The sequence below is a fragment of the Curtobacterium sp. PhB191 genome, assembly GCF_004346515.1.
GTDB lineage: Bacteria > Actinomycetota > Actinomycetes > Actinomycetales > Microbacteriaceae > Curtobacterium.
The window spans coordinates 162,405-175,427 of sequence record NZ_SMBV01000003.1; the positions used below are offsets into that span (position 1 = coordinate 162,405).

The 13,023-nt window shown below is 70.3% G+C and carries 11 protein-coding genes and 2 tRNA genes; 2 read left to right on the plus strand and 11 right to left on the minus strand.

Going from position 1 to position 13,023, the window contains the following annotated elements:
- The 3 genes from EDF48_RS06505 to EDF48_RS06515 form a co-directional block, all read right to left on the minus strand.
- Positions 1 to 75: transfer RNA gene (locus EDF48_RS06505), tRNA-Ile, on the minus strand.
- A gap of 10 nt (positions 76 to 85) precedes the next feature.
- Positions 86 to 1,297: a glycosyltransferase gene (locus EDF48_RS06510; protein ID WP_131878906.1), complete on the minus strand. Its 1,212-nt coding sequence runs from the start codon at positions 1,295 to 1,297 to the stop codon at positions 86 to 88.
- 144 nt (positions 1,298 to 1,441) lie between these two features.
- Positions 1,442 to 2,353 (minus strand): DMT family transporter, encoded by a 912-nt coding sequence (locus EDF48_RS06515; RefSeq protein WP_181437562.1) that lies wholly within the window; start codon positions 2,351 to 2,353, stop codon positions 1,442 to 1,444.
- Between the two features lie 39 nt (positions 2,354 to 2,392).
- On the opposite strand from EDF48_RS06515, the gene def reads away from it, so the two are divergent.
- Positions 2,393 to 2,968 carry a peptide deformylase gene (def, locus tag EDF48_RS06520; protein ID WP_131878908.1) on the plus strand — a complete coding sequence of 192 codons (576 nt, stop codon included), beginning with the start codon at positions 2,393 to 2,395 and terminating at the stop codon, positions 2,966 to 2,968.
- Positions 2,969 to 3,027: 59 nt separating this feature from the next.
- On the opposite strand, the gene EDF48_RS06525 is transcribed toward def, so the two are convergent.
- Complete coding sequence (locus tag EDF48_RS06525) at positions 3,028 to 3,516, minus strand: hypothetical protein (protein ID WP_131878910.1); 489 nt, start codon at positions 3,514 to 3,516, stop codon at positions 3,028 to 3,030.
- Between the two features lie 141 nt (positions 3,517 to 3,657).
- Between EDF48_RS06525 and EDF48_RS06530 the strand changes: the two genes are divergently transcribed.
- Positions 3,658 to 5,076, plus strand: a complete 1,419-nt coding sequence (locus EDF48_RS06530; protein ID WP_131878912.1) for a hypothetical protein — start codon at positions 3,658 to 3,660, stop codon at positions 5,074 to 5,076.
- A gap of 98 nt (positions 5,077 to 5,174) precedes the next feature.
- On the opposite strand, the gene EDF48_RS06535 is transcribed toward EDF48_RS06530, so the two are convergent.
- The 7 genes from EDF48_RS06535 to EDF48_RS06565 all read right to left on the minus strand — a co-directional run bounded on the left by EDF48_RS06535 (position 5,175) and on the right by EDF48_RS06565 (position 12,982).
- Positions 5,175 to 5,247: transfer RNA gene (locus EDF48_RS06535), tRNA-Asn, on the minus strand.
- Between the two features lie 126 nt (positions 5,248 to 5,373).
- Positions 5,374 to 6,375: a D-isomer specific 2-hydroxyacid dehydrogenase family protein gene (locus EDF48_RS06540; RefSeq protein WP_243698052.1), complete on the minus strand. Its 1,002-nt coding sequence runs from the start codon at positions 6,373 to 6,375 to the stop codon at positions 5,374 to 5,376.
- A complete protein-coding gene (locus EDF48_RS06545) occupies positions 6,372 to 7,301 on the minus strand; it encodes an ATP-binding cassette domain-containing protein (protein WP_123292572.1) in 930 nt (309 codons plus the stop codon). The genes EDF48_RS06540 and EDF48_RS06545 overlap by 4 nt, the downstream gene beginning before the upstream one ends.
- Positions 7,302 to 7,476: 175 nt before the next feature.
- Positions 7,477 to 9,153 carry an ABC transporter ATP-binding protein gene (locus tag EDF48_RS06550; RefSeq protein ID WP_131878914.1) on the minus strand — a complete coding sequence of 559 codons (1,677 nt, stop codon included), beginning with the start codon at positions 9,151 to 9,153 and terminating at the stop codon, positions 7,477 to 7,479.
- Positions 9,150 to 10,154: an ABC transporter permease gene (locus EDF48_RS06555; protein WP_123292570.1), complete on the minus strand. Its 1,005-nt coding sequence runs from the start codon at positions 10,152 to 10,154 to the stop codon at positions 9,150 to 9,152. The genes EDF48_RS06550 and EDF48_RS06555 overlap by 4 nt, the downstream gene beginning before the upstream one ends.
- Positions 10,155 to 10,156: 2 nt before the next feature.
- Entirely contained in the window at positions 10,157 to 11,233 is a 1,077-nt protein-coding gene (locus EDF48_RS06560; protein WP_123292841.1) for an ABC transporter permease, read from the minus strand.
- Positions 11,234 to 11,350: 117 nt separating this feature from the next.
- The gene (locus EDF48_RS06565) at positions 11,351 to 12,982 is read right to left on the minus strand and encodes an ABC transporter substrate-binding protein (RefSeq protein ID WP_123292569.1); all 1,632 of its coding nucleotides are present in this window, start codon (positions 12,980 to 12,982) and stop codon (positions 11,351 to 11,353) included.
- Between the last annotated feature and the right edge of the window lie 41 nt (positions 12,983 to 13,023).

Genomic DNA, 13,023 nt, shown 5'->3' on the forward strand with positions numbered 1-13,023 from the left:
TAGGGCGGGCGGGACTTGAACCCGCGAATCGTTCGGTTATGAGCCGACTGCCTTGACCAGCTTGGCTACCGCCCCTCGACGACCGTCAGGCCACCGGTTCCCCACGATACAGCGCCTCGAACGTCGTGAGCGTGCGGTTGATGTCGTGTGCCTCGATCATGGCCAGACTGCGCTCCCGCATGGCCGTGTACTCCGCTTCCGACGCCGTGAGCACCGCCTCGAGCTTGGCGGCGAGGTCGTGTTCGTCGCCGGGGGTGAACAGGTACCCGTTGCCGTCGATGAGGTGGGGCAGCGCCATCGAGTCGGCCGCGACGACCGGCAGCCCGGACGCCATGGCCTCGAGCGACGAGATGCTCTGCAGCTCGGCGGTGGAGGGCATCGCGAACACCGTGCCGTTCGTCAGGGCGGTGCGCTTGGCCTCGTCCGAGACGAACCCGAGGAACCGGACGCGGTCCTCGAGCCCGAGTTCCTTCGCCAGGGCGGTCAGCTTCGGGATCATCTCGCCGTCGCCGACGATCGTCAGGGTCGCCGCGAGCGAACCGGGCAGCAGCGCCACGGCCCGGACCAGCACGTCGAGGTTCTTCTCCGGCGCCACGCGGCCGACGAACACGATGTCGTTGTTGACCGGACGGCCCTCGCGCGCCACGTACCGCGACGCATCGATCCCGCACGAGATCGCGAGCACCCGCTGACCGGCGATGGCCTTCCGCAGGTAGTCGGCGGCCAGGTTCGTCGGCGTCGTGATGGTGTCGGCGAGCCGGTAGGTCTTCGCGGCGTCGCTCCACGCGATCTTCAGCGCGATGGGCAGCGTCCACTTGCCGAACGGCGTGTACTCGAGCAGGTTCTCGGGCATGAAGTGGTTCGTCGCGATGACCCGGATGCCGCGCGCGTTCGCCTCGGGGACGATCCCGCGACCGATGACGACGTGCGACTGGATGTGCAGGACGTCGGGCTTCACGGCGTCGAGGATCGGGCCGGTCCACTTCTTGACGCTCCACGGCCACACGAAACGGAGCCAGGCGTGCAGCGGCCACTTGTACGACTTCAGGCGGTGCACGACGAGGGTCACGCCCTGGTGCTCCTCGTCGAAGGTGCCGTAGTTGCGGCTTGAGGCCGGGGCGACGACGTGGACCTCGTGCCCGCGCTCGGCCAGGCCGACGGCGAGCTGCTCGGCGAAGGTGGCGGCGCCGTTGACGTCCGGCGGGAAGGTGTCCGCGGCGATCAGGATGCGCAAGGGCCGGTGTCCGCCCGTCGCACCCGTCGGTTCGGCGGTGGCGGTGGTGACGTCTCCTGACACGGCTGGCGTCGTCCTCTCGTGGGCGATTGCTGGTCGGACTGCCGACGGTACCGCACCTGGTTCCGCGGCCGCGTCAGCCGCGCGGAGGACCCCGTGCTCCCGCGGGGTGACGGGGCGACGGCGCTGCGCCGCGCCCGTCCGCGGTCAGGCGCGGGTCTGCGGGTGGTGCTTGGCGAGCAGGAACACCCCGGTGATGGCGATGCCGGCCGCGACCACGAACCCGGCGACCGCACCCCACGGCGCCCCGGACGCCTCGTCGAGCACGACCACGCCGATCCCGACGGCGACGATCGGGTCGATCACGGTCAGCCCCGCGATGACGAGGTCCGCCGAACCGGCCGAGTACGCGTTCTGCACGAAGTACCCGCCGAGCGACGCCGCGACGACCACCCCGATGATCGCCAGGACCGTCAACCAGTCGAACGTGCCGTTCACGAACCGGTTCAGCACGACCTTGGCGAGCGTCGCGACGAACCCGTAGAGGATGCCCGCGCCGACGATGTAGTAGAGCGCGCTCTTGTGCTTGGCCACGAGTCGGAACGACACCAGCACCAGCACGAGCACCACCGCCAGGATGATCAGGACGGTCACCAGCTGCTGCCGGGTGATCGCGCTCTCGTGCCCGACGAACGCCGCGATGCCGACGAAGATCGCGACACCGATGATGCAGGTCCACACCGCACGCTTCGCCCGACGGCCCAGCGGCACGCCCGACGAGCGGGAGGAGAACCACGTGGTGATCACGAGCGCGACCGCTCCGAGCGGCTGCACGACGATCAGCGGCGCGTACGTGATGCTGATGAGCTGCAGCACGACGGCGATGCCGAGCATCAGCGTTCCGAGCACCCAGTAGCCGCTCGAGACCAGCCCGACGACGTGCCGGACGCTCAGTCCCTTCGACTGCCGCCCCAGCCGCGCTTCGACCCGCTGCACGCCACGACTCTGGAACTGCGCTCCCAGCGACAGGAACACCGCACCGATGAGCGCGACGGGGATCATGAGGGCCTGGAACGGCGTCAGGTTCACCGCGTCGGGCAGCTGGAGGTCCGTCGTCACGCGTCGAGGCTACCGTCCACCGCCGGATAACCTGGGTGAATGGCCGTTCTCCCGATCCGCATCACCGGCGAACCCGTCCTGCACGAGCGTGCAGCCGAGGTCACCGAGTTCGATGACGACCTCCGTTCCCTCGTCGCCGACATGTTCGAGACCATGGACCTCGCCCCCGGCGTCGGGCTGGCCGGACCCCAGGTCGGCGTCGGCAAGCGCCTGTTCGTGTACTCGTACACCGACGACGACGAAGTACTGCACCGCGCCGCGGCCGTGAACCCGGTCCTCTGGATCAGCCCGCCGGTCCCCGAGTCGGTCGACGAGCTCCACGAGGACGACGAGTCCGAGGGCTGCCTGTCCGTGCCGGGTGAGCGCTTCCCGCTCCGACGCTCCGGCAGCGCGCTGCTCCAGGCGTTCGACGAGCACGGCGAACCGTTCGAGGTCCGGGCCGACGGCTGGCTCGCGCGCATCTTCCAGCACGAGTACGACCACCTGGACGGCTGGCTCTACGCCGACCGCCTGGTGCACCCCTACGCCAAGCAGGTCGCCAAGGCCATCCGCAAGAACAGCTGGGGCGGCCCCGGCCAGTCGTGGCTACCGGGTCGCGACCACCCCGAGGGCTGACGGGCCGGTCCGGCCCGCGCGTCGCCTGCCGTGGACAGCTGACGACCGGGAGGCCCGGCTCAGCTCCGGTACGTCGTCAGCGCGTCGCGCAGGTGGTCGGTCTCCGGGTGCCCCGGGCAGTACTGCAGGAGGCCGGCGGCGACGTGCGCTGCGCCGTCGTCGGCGACGGCCGACGTCCACGGGTCCGTGCCGGTCACGGCGCAGGTGCTCGCGAGCTCGACGAGGGTGGCGTCGCCCCGGGTCGCATCGACCGCGGCCTGCTGCTGCGTCGACGGCACCGAGCCCGTGAGCCGCTTCGCGGTGCACGAGGTCCGCTCGTCCTCCCACACCGCAGAGTAGGTCGTGTAGGTCTCGGGGTCGCCGTCGTCGCACACGAAGGCGAACACGACCGGCGAGGCACCCGACCCGAGCCCGGTCTCCGAGCTCGTGGGCTCCTCTGACGCATCGGTGTCGGGTCCGGCATCGCTGCACCCGACGAGCACGGGCGCGATGACCGCCGCGAGCATCACGCCGAGGAACACGGCGCGGGGCGGACGGGATCGGTGCACCTGTGAACGCTAACAGCAACTGCCCGGCAGGACCCGCACGGTCGCTCCTGCGATGATGGTCGGGCACGCCCCGCCCTGGAGGTCCTCATCCCCCGCCTGCACTCCCGCCCCGTCCGCGTCGCCGCCCTCGTGGTCGTCGCCGTGGCTGCCCTGTTCGTCGCCTTCTGGCACCTCGGCCGCCCGACCATCGTCAACGACGAGTTCGTCTACCTCCGGGCGAGCTGGGCGTACGTGCACGGCAACTTCTCGCTCAACCTCGAGCACCCGCCGACGGCGAAGTACCTGTACGGCATCGCGCAGCTCGTCGTCGGACAGGGGCCGCTCGGGCCCCGCCTGGTGGCCGCGGCCGCGATGCTCGGCACCGGCGTGGTCCTGTTCGTCTGGTTGCGCCGTGAGGTCGGCTTCTGGACGGGGCTCCTCGCCGCCGGTGCGTGGTGGCTGACGCCGCGCGGGTCCGGTGCGTCGTGGGCCGAGGCGGGTTCGGTGATCGGCGCGCGGATCGACCGCTTCGCGATGCTCGAGCCCCTCATGGTCTTCTTCGCGATCGCGTCGCTCGCCGCCGCCTGGACCTGGATGCGCACCGGCAACCGGTGGTGGATCGCCGCAGCAGGGGCGCTGCTCGCGATGTCCGTCACGTCCAAGGTCTCGACCGCCGTGCTCGTGCTCGCGATCGGCGCGCTGCCCCTGCTGTTCCGCCGCTGGCGCGACCTGGGCGTGGGCGCACTGTACGGCGGCGTCGCGTTCGTGGTGGTCTTCGTGCTCCTGTACCTGCCAGTGGGGCTCTTCACCGCCATCGGGCACATGCTGAAGTTCCAGGCACAGCAGAACGCGCACGGACACCCGACGACGATCCTCGGCACGATCTACCCCCAGGCACCGTGGTGGGCCAACTTCGCGTTCCTGGCGACGGGCACCGGCTGGTTGCTGCTCACGGTGCTGGTCGTCGGCGTCGTGTGCGCTCTGGCGATCCGGCCGGACCGACTCGTCGCGTACCTCGGCATCGCGCTCGGTGTCTTCCTCGTGTTCTACGTCATCGTCGCGAACGTCTCGCTCCCGTACTACTACGACGCCTGGATGCCGCTCATCATCGCCCTGGCCGCCATCGGGTACGGCCGGCTGGCATCGGTGCGGCCACCCGCCGGACGCATCGCGGCGGCCGTCCTCGTCGCCTGCCTGCTCGTGCCGGCGGTGCGGCTCGGGGTCGCGGTGGCACAGTCCCGCCCGAGCGGCATCGCCCTGCTCTCCGACGCCCTGCACGTGCGCGGCAAGGACTCCGAGGGCGTGCTGTTCGCCCGCTTCAGTGCGAACACCTGGCGCATCTACCTGCCCGACCGGGGCACGCAGAAGCCGCAGTACGGACCGTTCGACGCGATCGTGGTCGGCCACGACGACCGTCGGGCCATGCCCCACCAGGTCACGGAGTTCCTGTCCGAGTACGCCGATCAGCTCGACCATTTCCGGCTCGACTACCTCGACGTCTACGTGCCGAAGACCGGCACGATCGACGACAACAACCGCGACGGCACGCTGCACATCGAGCCGAGCACCCCCGCCTCCTGACCGGCGCGGCCGTGCGGCGCGCGGCCGTGCGGCGCGCGGCCGTGGGCATCGCCCCGGGAACGCAAAAGGCCCGGATCCGTGAGGATCCGGGCCAGACGCTCCCCGAGTTGGACTCGAACCAACAACCTGCCGGTTAACAGCCGGCTGCTCTGCCAATTGAGCTATCGAGGATCACTGTCCGCTGTCGAATGTCGTGCGAACAACGGGTAACAGCATAGCAGCACCGCAGCGCCCCTCACCGCATCGGACACGCCGCCCGGGCGCGCCGCGCTGTGGCCCCCGGTGCAGCGCTGCTCCTCAGTACCCGGCGACCGGGTCGACGACGCCGACGAAGCCCTCGCCGCTGCCGTCGAGGAACGCCGTGGTGTTGAGTCGCACCCGCTCGGCGAGCAGCGGCGCGACCATCTCCGGGGTGTCCGCCTGGTGCGGCGTGATGACCGCGCCGGGCTCGGACCACAGCGGGTGGCCGTCCGGCAACGGCTCGGGGTCGGTGACGTCGAGCCCTGCGGCGGCGATCGCACCGCTGCGCAGGGCCTCGACCAGGGCGTCGGTGTCGACGAGTCCCCCGCGGGCGATGTTGACGAGCCGGGCGGACGGCTTCATGATCGCGAACTGATGACCGCCGAAGAGCTTCGCGGTGCCCGAGGTCATGGCTGCTGCGATCATCACGACGTCGGCGTCGGGCAGGACCTCGTCGAGCTGGTCGGTGGTGACGGTGCGCGATGCGCCGTCCACCGGGTCGGCCGAGCGACGCACCACGGTGACGTCGACGTCGAACGGGGCGAGCAGGCGGATGTACTCGAGCGCGATCCCGCCGGCGCCGATGACGACGACGTTCCGGCCGTAGAGCGACACACCCTCGGGCTCGGTGGCCCACGAGTGTGCACGGGCACGCTTCTGCAGGACCCGCAGCGTCCCGAGCGTCAGCGCCAGGGCGTGCTCGGCGACGGGCTCCGCGTACGCGCCCTTCGCCGAGGTGAAGAGCACGCGGTCCCCGTGCTCCTGGATGAGGTGCGCGAAGGCGTCGACCCCGGCGAACGGCAGCTGCACCCAGCCGATCCCCGGTGCCGCGTCGAGCGCGTCCGCCAGGCCGGACGGGTCGCGGGGGTCGAGCCAGACGAGCCCGCGGGTGTCCGCGTCGAGCGGCGCGACGGTACCGCCGGCCTCGGTCACGGCGGTGACGTGCAGGTCGGTCGGCTCCGGCAGCACGGCGACGGGGCCGGGCTGCGGTGCGTCGATCGGCAGCGGGGCGCCGGAGGTGGGGACGACGGCGCGGTGGCCTCGGGTGGCGGTGCTCACGGGTTCTCCTGTCGGTCCGTGCGGGGGCCGGTGCCGGCGGCGACCGGTCGGCGTGGCGCCGTCGAGCGGCGCGGGGCGGTGGGTGCCGGGCGACGCTTCACGCCGCGGGCCGCGGTCGCGGCCAGGGTCTTGACGTAGGGGTCGACGGGGTTGTCGAGGACCTCGTCGAAGGTGCCGAGGCCGACCAACCGGGCATCGGCCATCACGGCGACGCGGTCGGCCAGGGCGCCGGCTTCGCGCAGGTCGCTGGACACCACGACGGCGGAGAACTGCCGGTTGCGCTGCAGGGTCGCCAGGGCCTCGAGCACCGACTGGCGCACGAGCACGTCGACGCCGCGGGCGGGTTCGTCGGCGACCAGGAGCTGGGGTTCGAGCACGAGGGCCCGCGCCAGGGCGACACGCTGCCGCTGTCCGCTGGAGAGCTCCCAGGTGTTCAGCCGCATCACGCCGAGCGGCAGGTGCACGGCGTCGACCAGGCGCGCGACGATCAGGCCCGCCTCTTTCCGGTCGAAGCGGCGGTCGCGCTGGTAGATCGGTTCGGCGATGGCCTCGCCGACGGTGAGGTCCGGACTGAGTCGATCGGCGCCGTCCTGCGGCAGGTAGCCGATGCGGCCGCTCAGCCGCTCGAGCTTGCGGGACGAACCGCGCAGCCCGCGGGTCTTCTGGCCGAGGACGGTCAGTTCGCCCCCGACGATGTGCCGGCGCAGCGCACCGTCACCCTCGCCGTGTGACCCGAGCTGCCCCGCGATCGCGGCGGCGAAGGTCGACTTGCCCGACCCCGACTCTCCGAGCAGCGCGAGGATCTCGCCCTGCCGCACCGTCAGGCTGACCCCGTCGACCGCTCGGATCGACTCGGACCCCCGTCCGCCCCGGTACTCGATCGACACGTCGTCCGCGACGACCGCCGGTCCGTTGACCGCGATCATGGGTCCCCTTCCACGCCGCCCCCTGGCGGCGGTTCGCGACGGACCGCGCTGGCAGGACCGTCGTGCGTACAGCTGTGGAGGCGACCGTCCAGGAGGCCCGGCGTGCGTCGACGACGCTGGACGGGCCTCCTGGGCGGGTCGCGCCGGGTCGGGACCAGACGCGGGTCGCATCGGGTCAGGACCCGACGTTCTCCAGTTGCTCCAGCGTACGCCGTCGCTCGGCCTGCTCCGCAGGGTCCGGCACCGGGAGCGACGCCAGCAGGCGTTGCGTGTACGGGTGCTGCGGAGCGCCGAGGACCTGCGCCGTCGTGCCCACCTCGACCAGGTCGCCGCGGTAGAGCACCGCGATCCGGTCGGACAGCGCGCCCACGACCGCCAGGTCGTGGCTGATGAACAGCGACGCGAAGCCCAGGTCCTGCTGGAGCTCGAGGAAGAGCTCGAGCACGCGGGCCTGCACCGACACGTCGAGCGCACTCGTCGGCTCGTCGGCGATGAGCAGCTTCGGCCGGAGCGCGAGCGACCGGGCGAGCGACGCGCGCTGGCGCTGCCCACCGGAGAGCTCGTGCGGGTAGCGGTCCCCGTACGCCTTCGGCAGCTGGACCGCCTCGAGGAGTTCGTCGACGCGCTTACGGGCCGCACGCGGGCTCGACACCTCCTTGTGGACGACCAGCGGCTCGGCGACGCACTCGGCGATCGTGAGCAGCGGGTTGAACGACGTCGCCGGGTCCTGGAACACGAACCCGATGTCCTTGCGCAGGTGCTTGAAGTCGCGCTCCCGGTAGCCGAGCATCTCGGCGCCGAGGACCTTCAGCGAGCCGCCGGTGACCTTCGTCAGCCCGGCCATGGCGCGACCGATCGTGGTCTTGCCGGAGCCGGACTCCCCCACCAAGCCGAGGACCTCGCCGGGACGGATCGCCAGGTCGACGCCCTTCACGGCGCGGAACGCGGGCGAACCGAGGCGGCCGGGGTACTCGATCTTGAGCCCCTTCGCCTCGACCAGCGGGGTGACGTCCTCGGTGATCGCGGCACGGCGGGCGGTGCCCGTCGACGCCTCGAGCCGGGGCACGGCGGCGAGCAGCCGCTTCGTGTAGTCGGCCTGCGGACGCGCGAACAGGTCCGTCGCCGATGCCTCTTCGACGATCTCGCCCTGGTACATCACGGCGACGCGGTCGGCCAGGTCGGCCACCACACCCATGTTGTGCGTGATGATCACGATCGCCGTGCCGAACTCGTCGCGGCAGCGGCGGAGCAGGTCGAGGATCTCGGCCTGCACCGTGACGTCGAGCGCCGTGGTCGGCTCGTCGGCGATGATCACCGACGGCTCGAGGGCCAGGGCACTCGCGATGACGACACGCTGCTTCTGGCCGCCGGAGAACTGGTGTGGGTAGTGGTCGACGCGGGTCTCGGGGTCGGGGATGCCGACGCGGCCGAGGTAGTCGATGGCCTTCGCCCGCGCCTCCTTCTTGGACATGCCGCCGTGGGCGCGGAGCCCCTCGGCGATCTGCCACCCGACCGTGAAGACCGGGTTGAGGGCGGTCGACGGCTCCTGGAAGACCATCGCACCGGCGGTCCCCCGCAGGCTGCGGAGCTTCTGCGCGCCGACGGTGACGACGTCGGTGCCGTCGAGCAGCACCGCGCCGCCGAGCGTCGCCGTCTCGGGCATGAGCCGGAGCATGGCGCGAGCCGTGACGGACTTGCCGGAGCCGGACTCGCCCACCAGGGCGAGGACCTCGCCGGGGCGGACGTCGAGGCTGACGCCCTTGACCGCGTCGACGGCGCCGCCGTCGGTGGCGAAGGTGACCGTGAGGTCGTCGACGACGACCACGGGTGCGTTCTCGGTGTCGGTCGTCATGCGCCCGATCCTTCCGCGGTGGCCGTGTTGCGCGCGTCGCGCGTGGACACCAGCTGCTTCAGCCGTCGGCGCGCACGCAGACGGGGGTCGGAGATGTCGTTGAGGCTCTCGCCGATGAACGTCACACCGAGCACCAGCACCACGATCGCGACACCCGGGTAGACACCGGTCCACCAGACGCCGCTCGCGACGTCGGACAGCGCACGGCTGAGGTCGTAGCCCCACTCGGCGCCGGACGTCGGACCGATGCCGAACCCGAGGAAGCCGAGGCCGGCCAGGGTCAGGATCGCGTCGCTGGCGTTGAGCGTCAGGATGAGCGGCAGGGACCTGGTCGAGTTGCGCAGCACGTGGCGGGTCATGATGCGCCACGGGTTCGTGCCCATCACGCGCGCCGACTCGACGAACGCGTCGTTCTTCAGACGCACGGCCTCGGCACGGACCACCCGGAAGTACTGCGGCACGTAGACGACGGTGATCGAGATCGCCGCCGCGATGATGCCGCCCGAGTAGCTCGAGTTGCCGCCGGAGATCACGATCGACACGACGATCGCGAGCAGCAGCGAGGGGAACGCGTAGATCGCGTCGGCGACCACGACGAGGACCCGGTCGAGCCAACCGCCCAGGTAGCCGGAGACCAGCCCGAGCAGCACGCCGACGATGATCGACACGACGACCGCGACGATCACGACGAGGACCGCGGTCCGGGCGCCGTAGACCACCCGGCTGAACACGTCGAACCCGCCGACGGTGGTGCCCCAGATGTGCTCGGCGCTCGGTGCGCCCGTGCGCGGGAAGCTCTCGCCGTCCGCGCCCTGCAGCTGGCCGAAGCCGTACGGGGCCAGCAGCGGCGCGAAGACCGCGACGAGCAGGTACAGGGCGCAGATGACCACGCCGACGATGAGCATGGCGCGCTGCCAGCCGGTGCTCTTGCGGAGCTGGACCACCACGGGCAGCCGCTTCCAGAGCGGCTCGTGGCGGTCGACGAGGGTGGTGTCGGCCATCGTCAGAACCTCACTCTCGGGTCGATCAGGGCGGCGACGACGTCGACGATGAAGTTGGTCACCGCGACGATCACCGCCAGCATCGCGACGATGCCCTGGACCGCGACGAAGTCACGGGCCGACAGGTACTGGTTGAGCTCGAAGCCCAGGCCGCGCCACCCGAAGGTGGTCTCGGTCAGGACCGAACCGCCCAGCAGCATCGCGATCTGCAGGCCCATCACGGTGATGATCGGCACGAGAGCGGGGCGGAACGCGTGCGTCCGCACCAACCGCGACTCGCGGACACCGCGCGAGCGGGCCGCGTCGACGTACTCGGAGCCGAGCGACCCGATCATGTTCGCGCGCACCAGGCGCAGGAAGATGCCGGCGGTCAGCAGTCCGAGGGTCAGCGCCGGCAGGACGGCGTGCTGCAGCACGTCGCCGATGACCGCCGCGTTGCCGGTCCGCAGTGCATCGATGATGTAGATGCCGCTCGCGCCGGGGATGCCGTCGAGGATGAGCTCCACCCTGGTCGACGCGCGGTCGCCGAGCGGCAGCCAACCGAGCCACACCGAGAAGACGAGCTTGAGCAGCAGGCCGCCGAAGAACACCGGGGTCGCGTACGTCAGGATCGCGAGGGCACGGAGCAGCACGTCGGGCCACTTGTCGCGCGTGTACGCGGCCAGCATGCCGAGCGGGATGCCGAGCACGAGCGCGACGACGAGGGCGTAGAAGACGAGCTCGGCGGTCGCGCCGCCGTACTGCAGGATGATCTCGGTGATCGGCCGGTTGTCGGTCGACGCGTTGCCGAAGTCACCGCGCAGGATGCCGCCGAGGTACTCGAAGTACTGCACGAGCACGGGACGGTCGTACCCGGCGGCGTGCAGGCGTTCCTGCAGCTGCGTCGGGGTGAGTCGGCCGCCGACCGACGCGGTGATCGGGTTCCCGATGACGCGCATCAGGAAGAACACGAGCGTCACCAGGATGAAGACGGTCGGGATGATGAGGAGGAACCTGACGAGGACGTACCGGCCGAGTCCGCCGCCACTGCTCTTGGCACGACGTTGTGCCTGTGGCTTGGTCGGATCGGTGCCGTTCACGTCCTGGGTCGCCTCTGGGGTGCTCAGGGTCACGGGGAGGGGTGCCTTTCATGCCGGTGCGCAGGCACGCGGGCGTTCCTCGTGGGAACGCCCGCGGCCTGCGCGAGGGGCGTGGTGCTACTTGCTGAGGGTGGCGTACCGGAACTTGAACGAGGCATCGAGGGTCAGGCCCTTGACGTCCTTGCCGGCGACGGCGACGGACTTGCCCTGCAGCAGGGGCAGCGTCGAGATCTGCGATGCCTCGCGCTCCTGGGCCTGCTCGATCAGGTCGGCACGCTTGTCCGGATCGGACTCCGCCTGCTCCTTCGCGATGAGGTCCTGGATGACCGAGTCGTCGTAGTGGTTCTGGACGAAGTTCTCCTTGGTGAAGAACGGCGACAGGTAGTTGTCGGCGTCGGAGAAGTCCGGGAACCAACCGAGCTGGTACTCCGGGTACGCGTCCTTCGTGCGCTCCTGGGCGTAGGTCGTGTAGACCGTCGACTGGATGTTGACGGTGAACAGGCCCGAGTCCTCGAGCTGCGTCTTCAGCAGCGCGTACTCGTCGTCCGACGCCGAACCGTAGTGGTCGGGCGCGTACTGGATGTCGAGCTGCACCTTGCCGGAGACACCGGCGTCGGCGAGGGTCTTCTTCGCCTTGTCGACGTCGGGGCCACCGTCGCCGTCGCCGTACATGTCCTTGAACGGCTGGACCGCACCGGTGAGGCCGTCCGGCACCATCGAGTACAGCGGCGTGAAGGTGTCGTTGTAGACCTCCTTCGCCAGGGCGGCGCGGTCGACCACGTCAGCGGCGGCCTGGCGCACGGCGAGGGCCTTCGCCTCGTCGGCGTCGTCCTGACCGGTACCGAACGGCTGCGTCTTGAAGTTGAAGACCACGTAGCGGATCTCGCCGCCGGGGCCGTCGGTGACCTTGAGCTTGTCGTCCTTGCGCAGGTCCGAGATGTCGGTCGGCGTCAGGGAGCGGTACGCAACGTCGACGTCGCCCTGCTGCACGGCGAGCTTGAGGTCGGTCTCCTTGGTGTAGTAGTTGGCCGTCACCTCGGAGGTCTTCGCCTTGCCGAGCAGGCCGTCGTACTTCGGGTTCGTCTTGTACTGGATCAGCTGGTTCTCCTTGTAGGAGCTGATCTGGTACTGCCCGGCGAACGCCTTGCCCTTGACGATGTCGTCGGCGCTGGTGAGCTTCGTCGCGCTGAAGACGTCCTCGTCGACGATCGGGCCGGCGGGGCTCGAGAGCACCTGCGGCCAGGTCTGGTCGGCGTGGTCGAGGTTGAACACCACGGTCGTGTCGTCCGGGGTGTCGATGCTCTTGAGGTTGGCGAGCAGCGACTGTGGGCCGTTCTCGTTGTTGATCTTGAGTTCACGGTCGAACGAGAACTTCACGTCGCTCGACGTGAGCTTGTTGCCGTTCGCGAACTCGAGGCCGTCCTTGAGGGTGACCTCGTACGTGGTCGGGCTCGTGAACTCCGCCTTCGTGGCGATGTCCGGCTCGACGTCCGGGCTGCCCACGGGCGTGTTCATCAGGAACGGGAAGACCTGGTTCTGCACGGCGAACGAGCCGTTGTCGTAGGAACCGGCCGGGTCGAGGGACGTGATCTTGTCCGTCGTCCCGATGCTCAGGCCGTTCAGCTCGGTGTCGCTCACGCTGCTGCTCGCGCAGCCGGTCAGCACCAGCGCCGTCGCTGCTGCTCCGGCGCCGAGCGCGATGCCGCGCCTGCCCCACGTGGCTGTGTGCTTCTTGAACACGGATGCCATGTTCGATGCCTCTCTTGAAGTTGGGTGCAAGTGTCCGGACC